The 20039-nt window shown below is 69.3% G+C and carries 18 protein-coding genes; 13 read left to right on the plus strand and 5 right to left on the minus strand.

All coding sequences use genetic code 11. The features are described 5' to 3' along the window. Positions 1–90: 90 nt before the first annotated feature. Positions 91–1680: a phosphoglycerate dehydrogenase gene (serA, locus tag AC5DRG_RS36995; RefSeq protein ID WP_491804037.1), complete on the plus strand. Its 1590-nt coding sequence runs from the start codon at positions 91–93 to the stop codon at positions 1678–1680. Between the two features lie 77 nt (positions 1681–1757). Here the strand turns inward: serA and AC5DRG_RS37000 are convergent, their stop codons facing one another. Then, positions 1758–3311 carry an MFS transporter gene (locus AC5DRG_RS37000; protein ID WP_491804038.1) on the minus strand — a complete coding sequence of 518 codons (1554 nt, stop codon included), beginning with the start codon at positions 3309–3311 and terminating at the stop codon, positions 1758–1760. Positions 3312–3408: 97 nt separating this feature from the next. On the opposite strand from AC5DRG_RS37000, the gene AC5DRG_RS37005 reads away from it, so the two are divergent. Further along, complete coding sequence (locus AC5DRG_RS37005; protein ID WP_491804039.1) at positions 3409–3990, plus strand: TetR/AcrR family transcriptional regulator; 582 nt, start codon at positions 3409–3411, stop codon at positions 3988–3990. 82 nt (positions 3991–4072) lie between these two features. Here AC5DRG_RS37005 and AC5DRG_RS37010 read toward each other — a convergent pair whose 3' ends face one another. Then, positions 4073–4909 (minus strand): transposase family protein, encoded by an 837-nt coding sequence (locus AC5DRG_RS37010; protein WP_491804040.1) that lies wholly within the window; start codon positions 4907–4909, stop codon positions 4073–4075. A 181-nt stretch (positions 4910–5090) separates the two neighbouring features. Continuing rightward, the gene (locus AC5DRG_RS37015) at positions 5091–6275 is read right to left on the minus strand and encodes a PucR family transcriptional regulator (protein ID WP_491804041.1); all 1185 of its coding nucleotides are present in this window, start codon (positions 6273–6275) and stop codon (positions 5091–5093) included. 128 nt (positions 6276–6403) lie between these two features. Here AC5DRG_RS37015 and AC5DRG_RS37020 point away from each other — a divergent pair, with 128 nt between their 5' ends. From AC5DRG_RS37020 to AC5DRG_RS37035, 4 genes are all read left to right on the plus strand, one after another. Then, positions 6404–7330, plus strand: coding sequence for a proline dehydrogenase family protein (locus tag AC5DRG_RS37020; RefSeq protein WP_491804042.1), 927 nt, complete (start codon positions 6404–6406; stop codon positions 7328–7330). 38 nt (positions 7331–7368) lie between these two features. Beyond that, a complete protein-coding gene (pruA, locus tag AC5DRG_RS37025) occupies positions 7369–9000 on the plus strand; it encodes an L-glutamate gamma-semialdehyde dehydrogenase (protein ID WP_491804043.1) in 1632 nt (543 codons plus the stop codon). A gap of 94 nt (positions 9001–9094) precedes the next feature. Continuing rightward, entirely contained in the window at positions 9095–9964 is an 870-nt protein-coding gene (locus AC5DRG_RS37030) for an alpha/beta fold hydrolase (RefSeq protein ID WP_491804045.1), read from the plus strand. Positions 9965–10259: 295 nt separating this feature from the next. Then, the gene (locus AC5DRG_RS37035) at positions 10260–10391 is read left to right on the plus strand and encodes a hypothetical protein (protein WP_015493350.1); all 132 of its coding nucleotides are present in this window, start codon (positions 10260–10262) and stop codon (positions 10389–10391) included. A 103-nt stretch (positions 10392–10494) separates the two neighbouring features. Here AC5DRG_RS37035 and AC5DRG_RS37040 read toward each other — a convergent pair whose 3' ends face one another. Beyond that, positions 10495–12066 (minus strand): purple acid phosphatase family protein, encoded by a 1572-nt coding sequence (locus AC5DRG_RS37040; RefSeq protein ID WP_491813258.1) that lies wholly within the window; start codon positions 12064–12066, stop codon positions 10495–10497. Between the two features lie 167 nt (positions 12067–12233). Here AC5DRG_RS37040 and AC5DRG_RS37045 point away from each other — a divergent pair, with 167 nt between their 5' ends. From AC5DRG_RS37045 to AC5DRG_RS37065, 5 genes are all read left to right on the plus strand, one after another. After that, a complete protein-coding gene (locus AC5DRG_RS37045; RefSeq protein ID WP_491804047.1) occupies positions 12234–13277 on the plus strand; it encodes a 3-isopropylmalate dehydrogenase in 1044 nt (347 codons plus the stop codon). Positions 13278–13563: 286 nt separating this feature from the next. After that, on the plus strand, positions 13564–14652 hold the full coding sequence (locus tag AC5DRG_RS37050) for a branched-chain amino acid aminotransferase (RefSeq protein WP_491804048.1): 1089 nt from the start codon (positions 13564–13566) through the stop codon (positions 14650–14652). A gap of 139 nt (positions 14653–14791) precedes the next feature. Then, positions 14792–15862, plus strand: coding sequence for a hypothetical protein (locus tag AC5DRG_RS37055; RefSeq protein WP_491804049.1), 1071 nt, complete (start codon positions 14792–14794; stop codon positions 15860–15862). A gap of 14 nt (positions 15863–15876) precedes the next feature. Beyond that, entirely contained in the window at positions 15877–17196 is a 1320-nt protein-coding gene (locus AC5DRG_RS37060; RefSeq protein ID WP_491804051.1) for a KamA family radical SAM protein, read from the plus strand. A gap of 1 nt (position 17197) precedes the next feature. After that, entirely contained in the window at positions 17198–17422 is a 225-nt protein-coding gene (locus AC5DRG_RS37065) for a hypothetical protein (RefSeq protein WP_491804053.1), read from the plus strand. Between the two features lie 227 nt (positions 17423–17649). On the opposite strand, the gene AC5DRG_RS37070 is transcribed toward AC5DRG_RS37065, so the two are convergent. Further along, positions 17650–17859, minus strand: coding sequence for an Arc family DNA-binding protein (locus AC5DRG_RS37070; RefSeq protein ID WP_491804054.1), 210 nt, complete (start codon positions 17857–17859; stop codon positions 17650–17652). Positions 17860–17887: 28 nt separating this feature from the next. On the opposite strand from AC5DRG_RS37070, the gene AC5DRG_RS37075 reads away from it, so the two are divergent. Next, the gene (locus AC5DRG_RS37075) at positions 17888–19195 is read left to right on the plus strand and encodes an RNA-guided endonuclease InsQ/TnpB family protein (protein WP_491804055.1); all 1308 of its coding nucleotides are present in this window, start codon (positions 17888–17890) and stop codon (positions 19193–19195) included. A gap of 92 nt (positions 19196–19287) precedes the next feature. Beyond that, positions 19288–19887: a TetR/AcrR family transcriptional regulator gene (locus tag AC5DRG_RS37080; protein ID WP_491804056.1), complete on the plus strand. Its 600-nt coding sequence runs from the start codon at positions 19288–19290 to the stop codon at positions 19885–19887. Positions 19888–20039: the final 152 nt, after the last annotated feature.

Here is a 20039-nt window from a genome sequence, read left to right on the forward strand (position 1 = left end):
CAGCGTCGTGCGTCTTCCACGCGGCTAGCACTCCACCGCTTGCGGCCGTCGGGACGGCCGTCCGCACGCATTGGACTTGTGAGGACTCACGTGAGCTCGAACCCTGTCGTACTCATCGCCGAAGAGCTGTCACCCGCGACCGTCGACGCACTTGGCCCGGACTTCGAGATCCGGCACTGCAACGGCGCCGACCGAGCCGAACTGCTCTCCGCCATCGCCGACGTGGACGCGATCCTGATCCGCTCGGCCACCAAGGTCGACGCCGAGGCAGTCGCCGCCGCGCACAAACTGAAGGTCGTCGCACGAGCCGGCGTCGGCCTGGACAACGTCGACGTCTCCGCCGCCACCAAGGCCGGCGTGATGGTCGTCAACGCCCCCACCTCCAACATCGTGACCGCCGCCGAGCTGGCCTGCGGTCTGCTGCTGGCCACCGCGCGCTACATCCCGCAGGCCAACACCGCGCTGAAGAACGGCGAGTGGAAGCGCAGCAAGTACACGGGCGTCGAGCTCGCCGAGAAGACGCTGGGCGTCGTGGGCCTCGGGCGCATCGGCGCGCTCGTCGCGCAGCGCATGTCGGCGTTCGGCATGAAGGTCGTCGCCTACGACCCCTACGTCCAGCCTGCTCGGGCCGCGCAGATGGGCGTCAAGGTGCTGTCGCTCGACGAGCTCCTGGAGGTCTCCGACTTCATCACCGTGCACCTGCCCAAGACGCCCGAGACCCTCGGTCTCATCGGCGACGAGGCGCTGCACAAGGTCAAGCCGAGCGTCCGGATCGTCAACGCCGCGCGCGGCGGGATCGTCGACGAGGAGGCGCTGTACTCGGCGCTCAAGGAAGGCCGCGTCGCCGGCGCCGGCCTCGACGTGTACGCGAAGGAGCCCTGTACGGACTCCCCGCTGTTCCAGTTCGACCAGGTCGTGTGCACCCCGCACCTCGGCGCCTCCACCGACGAGGCCCAGGAGAAGGCCGGCATCGCCGTCGCCCGCTCCGTGCGCCTCGCGCTCGCCGGTGAGCTCGTCCCGGACGCGGTGAACGTCCAGGGCGGCGTCATCGCCGAGGACGTCAAGCCGGGCCTGCCCCTCGCGGAGCGCCTCGGCCGGATCTTCACCGCGCTCGCCGGTGAGGTCGCGGTCCGCCTCGACGTCGAGGTGTACGGCGAGATCACCCAGCACGATGTGAAGGTGCTGGAGCTGTCCGCGCTGAAGGGTGTGTTCGAGGACGTCGTCGACGAGACCGTGTCGTACGTCAACGCTCCGCTGTTCGCGCAGGAGCGTGGCGTCGAGGTTCGCCTCACGACCAGCTCCGAGTCGGCCGACCACCGCAACGTCGTCACCGTGCGTGGCACGCTCAGCAGCGGCGAGGAGGTGTCGGTGTCCGGCACCCTTGCCGGGCCGAAGCACCTGCAGAAGATCGTCGCGGTGGGCGAGTACGACGTCGATCTCGCGCTCGCCGACCACATGGTCGTGTTCCGGTACGAGGACCGGCCGGGTGTTGTCGGCACGGTGGGGCGGATCTTCGGTGAGGCGGGGATCAACATCGCCGGTATGCAGGTCGCTCGTGCGGTTGCGGGCGGCGAGGCGTTGGCCGTGCTGACCGTTGACGACACGGTGGACGCGGGTGTGCTGGCCGAGGTGGCGGCGGAGATCGGCGCGACTTCCGCCCGCTCGGTGAACCTGGTCTGAGGTTGCCGTCGGCCGAGGTGACCGTGCCTGGGGGCTGCCGCCCCCAGACCCCTGCTTCGGCCTGAACGGCCTCGTCCTCAAACGCCGGACGGGCTGAGGGAACTCGGCTCGCCCGGCGTTTCGCTGTGCGGGCACATCCGCGGGTGAACCTTCCGCAGCGTCACCGACGCCAGCACCGCCGCCCCCGCCAACAGCACCGCCCCCGCGATCGCCGCCCCCTGCATCCCGCTGGTGAACGCCTCCCGGGCCGCCGTCGCCAGCCCCGGGAACTGATCGGCGACCGCCAGCGCCCCGCCCAGCGTCTCCCGGGCCACATCCGGGGCCGAACTCGGGATCTCGTGGCGGTAGATCGCCGTACCGATGGAGCCGAGGACGGCCATACCCAGGGCGCCGCCGAACTCGGCGCCCGTCTCCAGCAGGGAGGACGCGGCGCCCGCCCGTTCCACCGGGGCCGTGCCCATCGCGAGGTCCGTGATCTGGGAGACCACGGTGACGATCCCGACGGCGAGGACCCCGCACGCCGTCAGCACCAGCCACATCGAGTCCGTACCGGCGAAGGCCAGCAGGGCGTAGCCGCTCGCGCCGATCGCGAAGCCCGCGGTGACGACGTGGGCGCGGTTGACGCCCTTCTGTACCAGCTGGGTCGCGATCGGCGCCGCCGCCCCGATCGGCACCGACGGCAGCAGCGCCCACAGGGCCGCCTCCAGCGCGCTCTTGTCGAGCACCGACTGCAGGTACTGCGTGGTGAAGAACGCCGAGCCCATCATCCCGAAGACCGAGAGCAGGTTGAGGACAACGGCAGGGGCGAAGCCGCGTCCGCGGAACAGGGCCGGGGAGATCATCGGCGAGGCCGCCGTGCGCTGGCGGTGGACGAAGAGGGCGGCGAAGAGCAGGCCGACGGTGATCGAGATGACGTACCGGACGTTCCAGCCCTCGTTGGTGATCTCCTTGAGGCCGTAGATGACGGGGAGCACCGCGGCCATCGACAGGGGGACGCTCAGCCAGTCGAAGCGGCTGGGGGCGGGGTCCTTCGACTCCGGCAGCAGGATCGGGCCGAGGATCAGGAGCAGGGCCATCGCGGGCAGGTTGACCAGGAAGACCGAGCCCCACCAGAAGTACTCGACCAGCACGCCGCTCATCACCGAGCCCAGCGCGATGCCGGCCGTCATCACGCCGGACCACAGGCCGATCGCCTTCGCACGCTCACCGGGGTCCCTGAACATCGTGCGGATCAACGCCATCGTCGACGGCATCAGGGTCGCGCCCCCGATGCCGAGGACCGCGCGGGCCGCGATCAGGGTCTCGGCGCTGTTGGCGTACGCCGCCACCAGCGAGGCGGCGCCGAACGCGGTCGCGCCGATCAGGAGGAGCTTGCGGCGGCCGATGCGGTCGCCGAGCGAGCCCATCGTCATCAGCAGACCGGCCAGCACGAACGCGTAGATGTCGAAGATCCACAGCTGCTGAGTGCCGCTCGGCTCCAGGTCCGCGCTGATCGCCGGGATGGCGAAGTAGAGGACCGAGACGTCCATGGAGACCAGGAGCAGCGGAAGCATCAGGACGGCGAGGGCGGTCCATTCGCGGCGCCCGGCGCGGGCTCCGGGGGAGGTGGTCGTGCTCGTCGAGTTCGTCATGGCAGTGACTGTACGATCGTCTTACACATCTGTCTAGAACGATTGTATAAGTCATGCGTATGGGACGGTTGTATGGATCGGGAGTAGGCTGACCGGCATGGGACATCGTGAGGATCTACTCGAAGGCGCCAAGCGGTGCTTGGTGGAGAAGGGGTTCGTGCGCACGACCGCGCGCGACATCGTCAAGGAGTCGGGGACGAATCTCGCCTCGATCGGCTACCACTACGGCTCGAAGGACGCGCTGCTCACGCAGGCCTTCGTGGAGCTGATTCAGGAGTGGGGCGAGAAGTTCGACTCGGCCGAGGCGCGCGAGGTCGAGCCCGGAGGGTCGCTGGAGAGGTTCCGGGGGGTGTGGGCCCGGATGCTGGACGGCATCGACGACGCCCGGCCCGTATGGGCGGCCAGCATGGAGATCGCCACGCAGGGGGACCGGGTGCCCGAACTGCGCAAGCTGATGGCCGCGGCCCAGATCGAGGGCCGTTCGGGACTCGTCGCCATGTTCACCGGCCAGGAGGAGTCCACCCTCGACGAGCGCACCGTCCAGACCCTCGGCACCTTCTACCAGGCCCTGCTCAACGGCCTGATGGTGCAGTGGCTCTTCGACCCCGGGAGCGCCGCCACGGCGGACGACATCACCGAGGGCCTGCGGCGCGTGGTCGAGGGCGTTACGAAGAGCTGATCCGCCCGTCCCGCATCTCCAGCACGCGGTCCGCGAAGTGCCGTACGACCGCATGGTCGTGGCAGATGAACAGGTACCGTTCCTAAGTTTGTTGGCCAGGGTCGGCCAATTCGGGCATTCCGAACAGCATGAGCTGGTGTGGAACGCGGGGCCCCCGAACGGTGATGGGGCCGTGGGGCGGGTGCTTTCCGGGTGGGCGCGGTCGCGTCTGACGCACCACGGTGGCCGTGCGGCCGGTGGTGCTGCGCGTCGTCCTGGCCGGAGCTGTCCGCTCCATACGGCCTGGGGTGCGGTGACTCGGCGGTGTGGGGACGGCTGGCCCGGTGCGATCCTCCGGTCGCACGGCCCCCACCTCGACACGCCGTGTGGCGGTGGTGGCGGGGGTTTGGCGGGGTCCGTCTTTCCTGCGCCGGGCCGTGCAGCCCAGACCGCGTCTGCCGACGACCACCGCGGCGGCGTGATGCCCCGTGACGGTGGTGGTCGTGCCGGTGGAAGTCTGTTGTTGCAGGGGGTTCAGCCAGTGCTGGGCGCCCCACCTGCTGGTGTACGCCGGGTCCACCGCGATCACCGACAGCCCGGCGTGATGGGCCATCCCGGCCAGCCGGTCGCGGAACTTCGCGGTCGGGATCCCGGCCACCAGGCGCCGGAAGGCCTTGCCGCGCCTGCCCCGGCCCAGCTTCTCCCGGCCGGTGGTACGCGCGTCGGTGAAGTCCAGGTCCTCGATCACCAGCGCCGCGCAGCCGTGCAGGTGGGCGAGGTGGATGAGCTGCGAGACGACCCCACGCAGCCGGGCATCCCGGGTCGTGGCGGGCAGCCCGGCCAGTTCCAGGGGGAGGGCGTGGGGCGCGCCGACGGGGTTGCCGTGCGGGTCGCGGATCCAGGCGGCGAGGTGGTCGGCGTTGACGTCCACCGCCAGCACCCGGACATGGCGCGGGCCACGTCTTGCCGTGGTGTGTAGCCGCTGCCGTCGAGGTCCGTCAGCCACTCCAAGTCGCCCACAGGCAGCGCGTGTTCGGCCAGGAATACGATCGCCGCCGCCCGGAACGCGGCGTCACGGTCGACCAGGGTGTTGTCGAGGTCGATCATCAGCAGGGGCATGGCTAGAGCCGCGCCCCCTTCAACGCCATGTGCAGCAACAACCGATCCTCCCCGTCGTCCAGGTCCAGCCCCGTCAGCTGCTCGACCCGCGACAGCCGGTAATACAGCGTCTGTCGATGGATCCCCAGCTGTGCCGCCGTCCGCCCCGCCTGCCCCGCGCAGTCGAGGTACGCCTCGGCCGTGCGGGCCAGTTCATGCTGAGTGGGGGAGAGGAGCGGGGCGATGGCCGGGTCGTGGCCTGCCTCCGGGGGTAGGGAGGTCAGGAGGCGGTACGGGCCGATGTGGGACCACTCGGCGACCGGGCCGAGGCGGGGTTCCGCCAGGGCCGCGCGGGCCGCGCCCGTGGCCTCCTGCCAGGCGATGCCCAGCTCGGTGAGGCCGGTCCGGGGGTCTCCGATGCCGGCGGCCCGGACCGTGCCTTCCTTCAGGAGTCGGGAGGCCGCCGTCAGTGCCGGGGTGCGGGACTCCGGTGTGCGCAGTCGGACCAGGATGGCCAGGCTCTGCCCGGCCACTCCCCACGGGATCGTGCACAGCGCCGTCGCGTGCGGGACCGTACGGGCTGATGGGGCGTCGTCGGGGTCGGCCGAGGGCCACGGGGTGACGCACACCATGGTGTGCAGGCCGTCGCCGCGCGGGCCCAGTGCCGTGCGCAGTGCGGCCACCGCCATGTCCCGCTGCCAGCCGCGTTCGGCGGTGAGGACCGCGCGCAGCTCCCGGGTGAGGTCGGCGCCCGCCTGCGCCTCGTCGCCGAGCAGGGCGCCGATCCGTCCGGTCACCTCCATCGCGGCGGCCAGCTGGTGGTCGGTCGGCCCGGGATCGTCGTCGAGCAGCCAGACGTAACCGAGGACGACACCCCGATGGCGTACGGGCAGACAGATCCGTCCCCGGTACACGCCCGCCTCCGGGGTCGGCGGAATGCGCACCGGGCCCGTCGCCCGCGTGATGCCGAAACCCTCGAACCACGTCCGGACCGCCGCCGTCGAGCGCCGGGTCAGGATCGAGCGGGTGCGGACGGGGTCCAGGGCCGACGGGTCGAGGTCGCCCTCACTGTCGTAGACACCGAACGCGATCAGCTCGAAGTCGCGGTTCTCCAGGGTCGCGGGCGCGCCGAGGAGCTCCGAGATCTCGTCCACCAGCTCCTGGTAGTCACCGTTGAATTCCGATGTCACTCGGGCATTCTCCCGCATTTTCCGAGGGTCTTCATACATCTGTCTGAGATCTGTGGCACGGATGCGTGACAGCTGTCGATGGTCGACGATCGGAGGGATCCTTAGGTTTCACGGTGGTTCTGTCTGCTGGTTTGTGGAGGTGCCCCGTGCTGGGTCCCGTGATTCTCGCCGCCTCGCGCAGCGACAAAATGCGCCGTCTGATCTCGGCGGCGCCGGTGACCAAGCAGGTCGTCGACCGTTTCATCCCCGGCGAGACCGTCGACGAGATCGTCCCGATCGTCCGGGAGCTGACGGACAAGGGCCTGGAGCTGACGATGGACGTCGTCGGCGAGGACATCACCACGCCCGAGCAGGCCGCCGCCGCCCGGGACGCGTATCTGGAGCTCGTCGACCGGCTGAAGCAGCTGGAGCTGGGCACCCGCGCCGAGATGTCCGTGAAGCTGTCGATGTTCGGCCAGGCGCTCGAAAACGGCCACGACCTCGCCCTCGCCAACGTCCGCCCCGTCGTCGAGGCCGCCGCCGCCATCGGTACGACCGTCACCCTGGACGCCGAGGACCACACCACCCTCGACTCGATGTTCGCCATCCACGAGGAGCTGCGGCAGGACTTCCCGCAGACCGGCTGCGTCATCCAGGCCTACCTCTTCCGCACCGAGGCCGACGCCCGCCGCCTCGCCGCGAGCGGCAGCCGCGTACGGCTCGTGAAGGGCGCGTACAAGGAGCCCGCCGACGTCGCCTACCAGCAGAAATCCGAGATCGACAAGGCGTACGTCCGGATCCTGCGGACTCTGATGGACGGCGACGGGTACCCGATGATCGGGTCCCACGACCCGCGCCTCATCTCCATCGCCCAGGAACTCGCCCGGCGCGCGGGCCGCAAGCTCGACGAGTACGAGTTCCAGATGCTCTACGGGATCAGGAGCGACGAGCATCTGCGGCTCGCCGCCGAAGGTCACCGCATGCGCGTCTACACCGCCTACGGCACCGACTGGTACGGCTACTTCATGCGGCGCCTCGCGGAGAAGCCGGCCAACCTCCTCTTCTTCGCCCGTTCGATCCTCACCAAGGGCTGACCCGAACACCCGCTCACGTACAAGGAGTTACGGATCTCATGGACGCTGTGACCCAGGTCCCCACCCCCGTCAACGAGCCGGTGCACGGCTACGCCCCCGGCTCGCCCGAGCGTGCCCGTCTGGAGGTCAAGCTCAAGGAGCTGGCCGAGAACCCGATCGACCTGCCGATGACCATCGGCGGCGAGAAGCGGCTCGGTGGCGGCGACGCCTTCCAGGTCGTGCAGCCGCACAACCACAAGGCGGCGCTCGGCACTTACCGCAACGCCACCCAGCAGGACGCCCAGGACGCGATCGACGCGGCCCTCGCCGCCGCACCCGCCTGGCGGGCGATGGCCTTCGACGACCGCGCGGCGATCATCCTGCGCGCCGCCGAACTGCTGGCCGGCCCCTGGCGCGAGACGCTGGCCGCCTCCACGATGCTCGGCCAGTCGAAGACCGCCCAGCAGGCCGAGATCGACTGTCCCTGCGAGCTGGTCGACTTCTGGCGCTTCAACGTCAAGTACGCCCGTGACCTGCTCGCCGAGCAGCCCCCGGCCAACTCCCCGGGCGTCTGGAACCGCCTCGACCACCGCCCGCTTGAGGGCTTCGTCTACGCGATCACGCCTTTCAACTTCACGGCGATCGCGGGCAACCTGCCGACTGCTCCCGCTCTCATGGGCAACGTCGTGGTCTGGAAGCCGAGCCCGACGCAGACCCACGCCGCCGTACTCCTCATGCAGTTGCTTGAGGAGGCCGGTCTCCCCAAGGGCGTCATCAACCTCGTCACCGGCGACGGCATCGAGGTCTCCAAGGTCGCCCTTGAGCACCGCGATCTCGCCGGCATCCACTTCACGGGTTCGACGAAGACCTTCCAGTACCTGTGGAAGACGGTCGGCGCCAACATCGAGAAGTACCGCTCCTACCCGCGTCTGGTCGGCGAGACCGGCGGCAAGGACTTCGTCGTCGCCCACCCGAGCGCCGACCCGGCGATCCTGAAGACGGCCCTGACCCGGGGCTCCTTCGAGTACCAGGGCCAGAAGTGCTCCGCGACCTCCCGGGCGTACATCCCGGCGTCGATCTGGAACTCCGGCTTCAAGGAGGAGTTCGCGGCCGAGGTCGACCACCTGACCATGGGCGACGTCACCGACCTCTCCCACTTCATCGGCGCGGTCATCGACGAGCGCGCCTTCGCCAAGAACAAGGCGGCGATCGACCGCGCCAAGTCGGACCCCAACTGCACCATCGTCGCGGGCGGTTCGTACGACGACTCGGTCGGCTACTTCGTCCGACCGACCGTCGTCGAGTGCAGCGACCCGTCCAACGAGGTCTTCACCACCGAGTACTTCGGCCCCTTCCTCGCCGTACACGTCTACGAGGACGACGCCTACGACGAGATGCTCACCCAGATGGAGTCGGTGTCCGCCTACGCCCTGACCGGCTCGGTCATCTCGGGCGACCGCGCGGCGGCGGCGTACACGATGGAGAAGCTGCGCTACGCGGCCGGCAACTTCTACATCAACGACAAGTCGACCGGCGCCGTGGTCGGCCAGCAGCCCTTCGGCGGCGGCCGCGCCTCCGGCACCAACGACAAGGCCGGCGCCCCCCAGAACCTGATGCGCTGGACCCTGACCCGCGCCATCAAGGAAACCCTGGTCCCGCCGACCGACTACACGTACCCGCACATGGGCTGACCCCCGCGCGGTACCCACAAACGCCGCCCCCGCTCCGGACCCCCCCTCCGGAACGGGGGCGGTTTCCGTGCGTCGCCCAGGCAGACTTACGAGCATGACCTCGACGCAGAACGAAGCGGTGGATGTGCGGACCGATGACGGGGTGCGGCTGTGGGCCAGTCGGGAGGGGCAGGGGGAGCCGTTGGTGTTGTGCCATGGCGGGCCCGGGCTGTGGGACATGTTCGGGGAAGTGGCGGGGGAGCTGGGGGAGTTGGCGACCGTCCATCGCTGGGACCAGCGCGGGTGCGGACGTTCCGAGCGGTGTGCGGGGCCGTGGACGCGTGAGCTGTTCGTCGCCGATCTGGACGCCGTACGGCGGCACTTCGGGCTGGAGCGGATGGCGCTGCTCGGTCATTCCTGGGGCGCACAGCTGGCGTTGGACTACGCGCTGGCGCATCCGGAGCGGGTGAGCGCGCTGGTGTATGTGAGCGGTGTCGGGATAGGTCCGGACACCGACTGGCACAGCGCGTTCAAGAACAACTTTCGCTCCCGGCTCGGCGAGGATCCCGAACGGCTGGCCCGCTGGCGGAAGTTGACGGACCGTAAGCGCCGGAGCCAGGCGTCGGAGCGGGAGATGGCCGTCCTGCAGTGGTCGGCCGAGTTCACGGACCGCGAGCGGGCCACGGAGCACGCGGGGCGGATGGCGGAACCCTGGTTCAAGGTCAATTTCGAGTGCAACCGGGTCCTCGACGCCGAACGGCACGAGGCTGCGGGCACGCCGGAGCTGTACAGCGCCTGCGAGGCGCTCGACGTGCCCGTCGTCATCGTCGACGGGGCGCTGGACCTCAGGCCACGTTCCGCCGTGGACTCCCTGGAGCGGGCGCTGCCGAACGTCCGCCGGGTGAGCCTGCCGGACGCCGGGCACATGGTGTGGGTCGAGGATCCGGAGGGCTTCCGGGAGGCGGTGGCTGGCGCCCTGCGCTGAGAAGGCCGAGAAGCCGAGAAGCCGAGAAAGCCGGGAAGGGCGAAAGTGCAGGTCAGCGGCGTGTGACCCATCACACCGTCTCAGATAGTAGGAAGTCCGAGTAATTGTGGAGACAGACGCGGGGTCCTCGCCTAGCTTTGTAGGAGCCGAACGTCTCGCTCGACCAAGCGAATGGCGGTCGTGAGCCGGGCCCATTGCAGGCAACCCCTGCGGCCCACCGCTCCCCGCCCCAACCCGGCGTCTCGCAGTTCTCCCCCCTCCGTACTCCACGGATTTTCGAAGGAGTCGATCTTTCATGGCCGAGACGACCGTCCGCCGCCGAGTCCGCCACGTGTCCCGCACGAGCGAGTCCGACCGCAAGAACGCCGCCGCAGCCCTCCAGCGCGCCCTCGACCGCCGCGACAACGGCGGCGAGACCGGGCACTGAGACCTTCACGCACCGGGCACCGATGCCCCAGTAGTGAGACCTCGGTAGTCCGGGTAGAACACACAAGCCGGGAGCCGCACCCGCACGGGGTGCGGCGCGGGGTCTACGCTCCGCGCCGCACCTCGAAGTAGTCGATGCGCTCCCCGCTCTGCGCCAGCGCCGACACCTTCAGCCTGGCCGCCTCGGTGCCACTGCCGCTCTCCGCCTCCACCGAGAGGAAGGAGAAGCCCTTGTAGCGCACCCGCGACCACTCCACCGTCTCCGCCTTGGTGAGCCGCGACTTCGTCCACTGGTACGTCTGCAGTGACTCGGCGTCGTGGACATGCCCCTCGTAGCTGTCCTCGACGCCGCCGGGAAAGCCGTAGAGGTCCTTGCCGCCGCCGCCCGCGGTCACGTACACGATCCCGTCCCGCCTCGGGTCCGTGGACGCGCCGATCGGTACCGGCTTGCCGACCTCGCCGTTCTTGATGGCGTCGGTCCGCTCATAGACGTGGTTGTGGCCGTTGATCACCAGGTCGACCTCGTGCTTCGCGAACAGCGGCAGCCACTCGGCGCGCACCCCGCCGTCGGAGGCGTGTGCCGAGGTCGAGTAGGCGCAGTGGTGGAAGAAGACGACCACGAAGTCCACGTCCGAGGACGCCCGCAGCTCACCCAGCTTCCGGTCCAGCCAGGCCGTCTGCTTTCCGTCCGTGTAGCCGAGGTTGGCGGGGATCTCGTACGACACGTCGTTCGCGTCCAGCGCCACGAAGCCGACGTTGCCGTAGGTGAAGGCGTACACGCCCGGTGCCTTGCGCGGGTCGAAGCCGTTGTCCGGGAGGGACCAGCGGGCCAGCTGGCCGCCGTAGCCCTCGGGCGAGTACCAGGCCTCCATGTCGTGGTTGCCGGTCGTCACCATCCAGGGAACGGACTTCGCGACCGACTCGTTCTGCTTGGCGAAGAGGTCCCAGGACCCGGGGTCGTAGGAGTCCTCCTCCGTGCCCCGCCCGTTCGCGTCCGCGTAGCAGATGTCGCCGGCGTGGAGGTGGAAGGCCGGGTCCTGGCGCAGCAGCACCTGGTCGTTGGCGGCGGCCGCCTGGTTGACGCCCTGGTCGCCGAAGGCGGTGAACACGAACTTCTCGGAGCGCGCGGGGGCTGTGCGGAAGGTGCCGATCGTCGATCTGTGGGCGGCGGAGGCGGGGTCGAAACCGTCGTGGCCGACGCCGTAGTAGTAGGTCGTGCCGGGGGTGAGACCGTCCAGCGCCGCGTGCAGGTAGTACTGCTGAAGCGCCAGCCGTACGCCCTTCACGCCCGGCGTGTGCAAGCCGCGCACCTCCGCCTCTATCTTCCGGCCGAGGTCCTCGGGCTTCAGCCCCACCCGGAGGTACGGCTTCTTCACCGCGAGCGGCACCTGCCAGGAGACCCGCATCTGCGTCTTCGGGTCGGCGCCGAAGGCGAGATGGCGGCCGAAGGGGGTGACGACGGAGCCGTGCACCTGGGTGGCGGGGGAGGCCGAGGCCGTCGTCCGGGTCCCGGCCGGGGTGCCGTTCGAGCAGCCGGTCAGCAGACCGCCCGCCACCGCGCCCGCCGTCACCAGCGTGCGGCGCCGGGTCAGCTTGGTGCGCAGGTACTCGTGCTGCTCGGCCATGCTCATGCGGCGCGCGAGCTGCGGCGGAATGCCGAAGTCGGGAGTCCCCATGTCGACTGTCTCGAACGTCTCCATGTCGACGAAGTTCCCAGCGGATCCCAACGGCCGCCACACATAGGGGTGAACGGCAGTCGACGGCCTGGCGTTGTCGCTGGTCGCCGCGTCCGTATCGCGGACATGCCGTGTCATCCCATGGGACGGGGAGTAGGGTGCTGGGCATGTCTCGCAGCATCGATCTCGCAGTGATCCCCGGTGACGGCATCGGCCAGGAAGTCGTGGCCGAAGGTCTCAAGGTCCTCTCCGCCGTCCTTCCGCAGGATGTGAAGCTGGAGACCAAGGAGTTCGACTTCGGCGCCCGGCGCTACCACGCCACCGGTGAGACCCTCACCGAGGCCGACCTCGACGCCCTGAAGCAGCACGACGCGATCCTGCTGGGCGCGATCGGTGACCCGAGCGTCCCCTCCGGCGTCCTGGAGCGCGGCTTCCTGCTCAAACTCCGCTTCGCCTTCGACCACCACGTCAACCTGCGGCCGAGCAAGCTCCTCCCCGGCGTCGCCACCCCGCTCGCCGGCGAGCCGCAGATCGACTTCGTCGTGGTCCGTGAGGGCACCGAGGGGCCGTACACCGGCAACGGCGGCACGATCCGCAAGGGCACGCCGCACGAGGTCGCCACCGAGGTATCCGTCAACACGGCGTTCGGTGTCGAGCGGGTCGTCCGTGACGCGTTCGCCCGTGCCCAGGCCCGCCCGCGCAAGAAGCTCGCGCTGATCCACAAGAACAACGTGCTGACCTTCGCGGGTCACCTGTGGACCAACATCTTCAACCAGGTGGCCGAGGAGTTCCCCGAGGTCACCACCGAGTACATGCACGTGGACGCGGCGACCATCTACCTGGTCACGCAGCCGGAGCGCTTCGACGTGATCGTCACCGACAACCTCTTCGGCGACATCATCACCGACCTCGCCGCGGCCGTCTCCGGCGGCATCGGCGTCGCCGCGAGCGGGAACATCAACCCCTCCGGCGAGTTCCCGTCGATGTTCGAGCCCGTGCACGGCTCGGCCCCGGACATCGCCGGCCAGGGCAAGGCCGACCCCAGCGCCACGGTCCTGTCCGTCGCCCTGCTCCTGCGCCACCTCGGCTACGAGTCCGAGGCCGCCCGCATCGAGGCCGCCGTCGCCGCCGACCTCGCGGAGCGCACCGGCAAGCCCGCCCGCAGCACGTCCGAGATCGGCGACGCGCTCGCCGTACGAGTAGCCGGCTGACCCTCCCCCAGAGCCTGAAAGGCCTGGGGGGACCCCCAGGCCACTCGAGTTCTTTCGAAGCCGCCGGGTCGCATCAGCACCCGGCGGCTTTTCCTATGTCCCGCCGGGTGTCACCATCATCCCCTGGGTCGCATTTCACGCCGTTTTCTTCCACGGACCGCCGCGAGCGATAATCGAACGCGGAGCCGCGGAATGAGGGAAAGCTCGGACGTCCTAACACTGGCCACTGGCAGTACGGGCGTGAGCGCGGCCCGTCACTACCCACACCGGTGAAGGACAACCACTCATGACGACGCCCACGATCGAGCTCAAGCCCTCGGCCTCGCCACTCTCCGACGCGGAGCGCGAGGCGATCCTGGCCAACCCCGGGTTCGGCCGCCACTTCACCGACCACATGGTGATCATCAAGTGGACCGAGGGCCGCGGCTGGCACGACGGCCAGCTCGTTCCGTACGCTCCGATCTCCCTCGACCCGGCCACCATGGTCCTGCACTACGCGCAGGAGATCTTCGAGGGCCTCAAGGCCTACCGTGGCCCCGACGGCTCCGTCGCCACCTTCCGCCCCGAGAAGAACGCCCGGCGCTTCCAGTTCTCCGCCCGCCGCCTGGGCATGCCCGAGCTTCCGGTCGAGACGTTCATCGAGGCCTGCGACGCGCTGGTCAAGCAGGACGAGGCCTGGGTCCCGGCGCACGGCGGCGAGGAGTCCCTCTACCTGCGCCCGTTCATGATCGCGACCGAGGTCGGCCTGGGCGTGAAGCCCGCGGGCGAGTACCTCTTCATGGTCATCGCCTCCCCGGCCGGCGCCTACTTCCCCGGCGGCGTCAAGCCCGTCTCCATCTGGGTCTCCGAGGACCACGTCCGCGCCGTCCCCGGCGGCATGGGCGACGCCAAGACCGGCGGCAACTACGCGGCCTCCCTGCTCGCCCAGGCCGAGGCCGCCGAGAAGGGCTGCGCCCAGGTCTGCTACCTCGACGCGGTCGAACGCAAGTGGGTCGAGGAACTCGGCGGCATGAACCTGTACTTCGTGTACGGCGACAAGATCGTCACCCCGTCTCTTACGGGCTCCATCCTGGAAGGCGTCACCCGTGACTCCCTCCTGACCCTCGCCGGCGACCTCGGCTACGAGACCGAAGAGGGCCGCGTCTCCATCGACCAGTGGCAGCGCGACTCCGAGAACGGCACCCTCACCGAGGTCTTCGCCTGCGGTACGGCCGCCGTCATCACCCCGGTCGGCACGGTCAAGCGCGAGAGCGCCGAATGGCAGCAGGCGGGCGGCGAGCCGGGCGCGGTCACCCTCAAGCTGCGCGAGGCGCTGCTGGACATCCAGCGCGGCACGGCCGAGGACAAGCACGGGTGGATGCACCAGCTGGGCTGATCGCCCTCTCCGACAGGCGGCCGGACAACGCCTGTTCGTTCGACGCGTATCGCTTCCCCCGCGCGGGTATTCACTGATTCCGCGGGGGGAGCGCGCACGCCCTCCCGTGTGCCGACACGGCAGGGGAAGGGGGGCGTGGGTGAACGGTCGGTCGCCGATACCGAGGCTGCGCTGGCTCGCACGGACGCTACGCACCCCGCGCCGCCCGCAGAGCCTCACGGTGCTCACGCTCCTCGCCGCCTGCGCCGCGCTGCTGCTGTGGCAGAGCGCCGGGATGAACAACTACGAGGAGAACCTCGCCCTCAACCTCGGCACCGACATCGTCGGCGTCGTCGTCACCGTCTTCGTGATCGGCCCGCTGATCTCCCGCGCCCAGGAAGGCCGGGTCCGCGAGCACACCCGGCTCGACTACGAGTGGTTCAGCGCCCAGGTCTACGGCTCCACCTCGAACGTCAAGGTGCTCGACACCTTCTCCAACCTCTTCGGCCCGCAGTTCTCCGAGCGCCTCTTCCGCGGCATCAAGGCCGCCACCGCGCACGGCGCCCGCGTGCAGATCCTGCTCCTGGACCCCGACTCCCTCGCCGTGATCCTGCGCGGCCGCGAACTGGGCGAGCAGAGTGCCGACATCCGCCGCGACATCATGCGCAACCTGCGCACCCTGGACCGCTTCGCCCGCCGCCTCGACGACACCTCCGGCCAGCTCCTGGAAGTCCGCCTCTGCTCGACCTCCCCCGGTGTGACGCTCTACCGCTGGGACGAACGCTCCCTGGTCTCCTTCCTCACCGTCGGCCGCCTCTCCGGCGAGGGCATCCAGCTCGAAGTCGCCGTCCGCTCCCCGCTCGGCGCCTTCGTCGAGCAGCGGTTCGACGAACTGTGGCAGCAGAGCAAGCCGATGGAACGGTTCACCCATCTGCCGGTGACCCTGGTCGACGCGACCGACGGGCGCCGGGAGTTCAGCTGCCGCTTCGTCTTCGTCGAAGACTGTCTGTACGTCGCCGGGCACGACCTCGTGTCGTACATGGCCCGCCACCGCCTCGACCAACTCACGGCGTACAGCGACGGCTTGAGCGTCCAGGAGGCGCACGATCTGATCGTCGTAGACGACGAAAGTCCTCTGCATGAGCTGCTCATGCAGCACTTCGCGGAGAAGTACGATGCGTCGGCGGCCGCCTTTGTCGAGTTGCGGCCGCCGGTCCTGGTCACGGAATAGAGGCCCCGGCACACATGAGTTCAGCGCTCCACCTCGCTCCACAGACGAGCCCATCACGATTTCGCGCCTTCACGCCCCGTGACCTGGACGGCCTGCTCCAGCGGGTGTCCCTTGCCTCCGACGAGCGGCTCGCTATCAGGGCCGTCTCGTCGGTGCTGCCGTTCCGCACGAACACCTATGTCGTCGACGAGTTGATCGACTGGTCGGCCGTACCCGACGACCCGATCTTCCGGCTGACGTTCCCGCAGGCGGGGATGTTGCCCGAGCCCGATCTCAAGCAGATGGTGGACCTGCTCGCGGGCGACGCACCCAAGGCCGACGTCCTGCGCACGGCCCACGAGATCCGGATGCGGCTCAACCCGCACCCCTCCGGCCAGCTCGACGCCAACGTCCCCGTGCACGAGGGCGTCCGTCTCACCGGGCTCCAGCACAAGTACCCCGAGACGGTGCTGATCTTCCCGCGCCAGGGCCAGACGTGCCACGCCTACTGCACGTACTGCTTCCGCTGGCCCCAGTTCGTCGGTGAGTCCGACCTGCGGATCGCCACCGACGACATCGCGGCCACCACGTCCTACCTCCGCGCCCACCCCGAGGTCACCAGCGCCCTGATCACGGGCGGCGACCCGCTCGTGATGAGCACGGAGGTGCTGCGCCGCTACGTCGAGCCCCTCCTGGAGATCGAGTCGATCCGCTCGATCCGCATCGGCACGAAGTCGTTGGCCTTCTGGCCGTACCGTTTCACTACCGACCGGGACGCCGACGACCTGCTGCGGCTCTTCGAGAAGGTGGTGGCGAGCGGCCGTCACCTCGCCCTGATGGCCCACTTCACGCATCCGCAGGAGCTACGGCCGCCGATCGTGCGCGAGGCGATGCGCCGGGCACGGGACACCGGTGCGGTGATCCGCTGCCAGGGGCCGCTGGTGGCCGGCATCAACGACAGCGCCGAGGCCTGGGCCGAGCTGTGGGATGTGACGACCACGCTGGGAGCGGTGCCGTACTACCAGTTCGTGGAGCGGGACACCGGCCCGCAGGGCTACTTCGGCGTCCCGCTCGCCCGCGGCCACCAGATCTTCCGCGACGCCTACGCCCGCGTCTCCGGCCTCGCCCGCACCGTTCGCGGGCCCGTCATGTCGGCCATGCCCGGCAAGGTCTGCGTCGACGGCATCACCGAGGTGGGCGGCGAGAAGGTCTTCGTGCTGCACCTCATCCAGGCGCGTGACCCGGCCCTCGTCAACCGGCCGTTCTTCGCGGCGTACGACGAGAATGCGACGTGGTTCACGGATTTGAAACCGGCGTTCGGGGCGAGTTTCCTGCCGGGGCTGGAGGTTTCGTGAGATGGGAACCTTCTCGGCCTTCGCGGCGAACAGTCCGTCGCCCCTGCTCGTGGCCGCCTGGCTCCTCGTCGCCTTCCTCCTCTCTCTGGTGATTGCTCTCGTCGCGATTCTGCTGAAGATCAACGAGGGCGAGAGTCTCGGCGCGGCCCTGCCGTCGGCAGCCGTCGCCTTCGCCGGCGCGATGGCGTTGTGCGTGTCTACCTTGACCGCAGTGGGCTTGTTGTAGCCCCGATTTCGGTTCCGAGGTCGTCTCGTGTCGGCCGGCCTCGGGGCCGCCTTCGGAGACAGCGCGAGGTGGACCAGCCCGCCGACCGCGCCCGACAGCAGGAAGCTGTAGTCCACCCCGCCGGAGATCAGGGTCAGTGGGGCGGTGAGAGCCGTACCGACCGCCGTGCCCGCCACGATCGCGCTCACCGAGGCCCACCACCGTGAGGCCGGAGGGTGCCCCGGCCTTTAGATCGGGGGTGAATCCGGTTTCCCGCGGAGCGGGGCAGGGGACGCCGAATCGCCGCCAGGGCGATTCGGCGTCTCGGGAGCGACGGCGTTGAGGCCGACCTCAAGCAGGTGCAGCATCTCGGAGTTGAGAGACCGCCGGTCGGTGGCCGCCTGGTCGGCCAGCCGGGTGTGGAGGTCTTCGGGAACGCGGAGCGTGAATTTGAGCATGCCGTCATTGTGCCGTTACAGTGACGGCATGGCAAAGTTCCGTATGTACCCGACGCGTGCGCAGGAAGAGCAGATGCTCTTGCATTGCGCGCACGCCCGGTACGTATGGAACCTGGCGGTCGAGCAGCACTCGCACTGGCGCAGGTGGCGCAAACCCGCTCCCGGTTTCGCCGAGCAGTGCCGCCAGCTGACCGAGGCCCGGCGCGAGAACGAATGGCTGGGTGCCGGGAATGCGGACGTTCAGCAGCAGGCCCTGAAGGATTTCACGAAGGCCAAGAACGCCAAGTTCACCTCCGGCTTCGGTGAGCCGACCTGGCGCAAGAAGTACCGGCACGAAGGTTTCCGGGTCATCGGTACCGACCGGGTTCCAGAGTTCAACGAGGGCGGCAGCGCCAAGCTCAACGCGAAAACCGGCAAGCAGGTCATGGGCCGGTCGGTCGTGGTGCAGAGGCTCAACCGTCGGTGGGCGCAGGTCAAGGTGCCCGGCTGTGGCTGGGTCCGATTCCGTCTCACCCGCACCGGCCTCCCCGACGCGAAGACCTTCCGGGTCACCTTCCGTAACGGCCGGTGGCACATCGCGTTCGCGGTCATCCCCGACCCGGTCAAAGCGCCCGGCACGGGCGAGGTCGTCGGCATCGACCGGGGCGTCACCATCACCGCCGCTCTGTCCGACGGACGCACCCTCAACTGCCCGCAACTCACCGTCAAGGAACGCGCCCGGATTCGCAAGCACCAGCGACGGGCGGCACGGGCGAAGAAGGGCAGCCCGGAGAAGACCGCCGAGTACGCCAGGGTCGCGAAACTCAAAGCGCGCGAGGCGGACCGGCGCAAGGACTGGTGCGAGAGGACAAGCACCATGCTCGCCCGCACCTACGATCTCGTGCGCTTCGAGAAGCTCAACATCAAGAACATGACGGCCAGAGCCAAGCCGAAGGCCGACCCAGACCAGCCCGGCGCGTTCCTCAAGAATGGCCGTGCCGCCAAGGCCGGCCTGAACCGGGCCATCCTCGCCCAGGGCTGGGGCCTCCTGCGTCAGCGCACCGAACACAAGGCACCCGGGCGGGTCGAGGACGTCCCCGCCCCGTACACGAGTCTGCGGTGCAGTGCCTGCGGATGGATCGACAAGAACTCGCGCGAGAGCCAAGCCGAGTTCGTCTGTTCCTCCTGCGGCTTCACCTGCAACGCGGACACCAACGCAGCAGTCAACGTCGCGGCAGGACAGGGCGGGATCCCCCGCCCCCGGCGTACAGCCGGTGCCGGAGGGGTGACAGCGGCCACAAGCCGTTCGAGCGCCCGTGAACCTCAACCCAACCGGGTTGGAATCCCCCTCATTTGAGAGGTGGAGGATGTCAATGCATCACGCAACAGCAGCCGAAGATCTAGAAGTCGCTAGAACATTCGGAAGTCGCTAGAGGTCCGGGAGCACGGATGGCCGGTGCGCGGAAGAACGCCCGGCCCCGCGAGGACGTCCTCGTCGCCGCCATGGGCATGATCGCCGAGCGCGGTCTGGAGAAGCTCACCATGGCGGCCCTCGGCCGCGAGGTCGGTATGAGCAGCGGTCATCTCCTCTACTACTTCCACTCCAAGGACGAGCTGCTGCTCCAGACCCTGGAGTGGAGCGAGAGCCGCCTCGGCGTCGAGCGCGGCCGGCTGCTCGCGGGGCGCGGCACGGTCCGCGAACGCCTCGACGCGTACGTCGACCTGTATGTCCCCGACGGCCATCGCGACCCGTACTGGACCCTCTGGCTGGAGGTCTGGAACCGCTCGCAGAACGCCGACGACGACGCCCGCGACCGCCAGGCCGCCATCGAGGGCATGTGGCACCGCGACCTGGTGGCACTGATCGCGGAGGGCGTGTCACGGGGCGAGTTCCGCCGGGTCGACCCCGACCGTTTCGCGACCCGGCTGCGCGCCCTGCTCGACGGCTTCTCCATTCATGTCGCGGTCGGGCTGCTGGGCACGGACCGGGCGCAGGTTCTCGGCCATGTACGGGAGTTCGTGGACGAGGGGCTCCTCCCGGACGCCTGATCATTCGTCCGGGTTGTACGTAATACGACCTATTGCCCCGTGTCGAGCGATGAGCTTGCATCCTCGTGTGCCCCTGGCACCGGGCCGGGGGAGAAGTGTCCAACGGGGGATGCGCCTTGTCCGTATCGAAGAAAGTCATGCGAAGGGTTCTC

The sequence above is a fragment of the Streptomyces sp. JLBG701 genome (assembly GCF_058544905.1).

Excerpts from the sequence above, each read along its gene's own strand:
- AC5DRG_RS37000 (WP_491804038.1), bottom strand. The coding sequence starts at position 3,311 with ATGACGAACTCGACGAGCACGACCACCTCCCCCGGAGCCCGCGCCGGG.
- AC5DRG_RS37005 (WP_491804039.1), top strand. The coding sequence starts at position 3,409 with ATGGGACATCGTGAGGATCTACTCGAAGGCGCCAAGCGGTGCTTGGTG.
- AC5DRG_RS37015 (WP_491804041.1), bottom strand. The coding sequence starts at position 6,275 with ATGCGGGAGAATGCCCGAGTGACATCGGAATTCAACGGTGACTACCAG.
- pruA (WP_491804043.1), top strand. The coding sequence starts at position 7,369 with ATGGACGCTGTGACCCAGGTCCCCACCCCCGTCAACGAGCCGGTGCAC.
- AC5DRG_RS37030 (WP_491804045.1), top strand. The coding sequence starts at position 9,095 with ATGACCTCGACGCAGAACGAAGCGGTGGATGTGCGGACCGATGACGGG.
- AC5DRG_RS37035 (WP_015493350.1), top strand. The coding sequence starts at position 10,260 with ATGGCCGAGACGACCGTCCGCCGCCGAGTCCGCCACGTGTCCCGCACG.
- AC5DRG_RS37040 (WP_491813258.1), bottom strand. The coding sequence starts at position 12,066 with ATGGGGACTCCCGACTTCGGCATTCCGCCGCAGCTCGCGCGCCGCATG.
- AC5DRG_RS37045 (WP_491804047.1), top strand. The coding sequence starts at position 12,234 with ATGTCTCGCAGCATCGATCTCGCAGTGATCCCCGGTGACGGCATCGGC.
- AC5DRG_RS37050 (WP_491804048.1), top strand. The coding sequence starts at position 13,564 with ATGACGACGCCCACGATCGAGCTCAAGCCCTCGGCCTCGCCACTCTCC.
- AC5DRG_RS37060 (WP_491804051.1), top strand. The coding sequence starts at position 15,877 with ATGAGTTCAGCGCTCCACCTCGCTCCACAGACGAGCCCATCACGATTT.
- AC5DRG_RS37065 (WP_491804053.1), top strand. The coding sequence starts at position 17,198 with ATGGGAACCTTCTCGGCCTTCGCGGCGAACAGTCCGTCGCCCCTGCTC.
- AC5DRG_RS37070 (WP_491804054.1), bottom strand. The coding sequence starts at position 17,859 with ATGCTCAAATTCACGCTCCGCGTTCCCGAAGACCTCCACACCCGGCTG.
- AC5DRG_RS37075 (WP_491804055.1), top strand. The coding sequence starts at position 17,888 with ATGGCAAAGTTCCGTATGTACCCGACGCGTGCGCAGGAAGAGCAGATG.
- AC5DRG_RS37080 (WP_491804056.1), top strand. The coding sequence starts at position 19,288 with ATGGCCGGTGCGCGGAAGAACGCCCGGCCCCGCGAGGACGTCCTCGTC.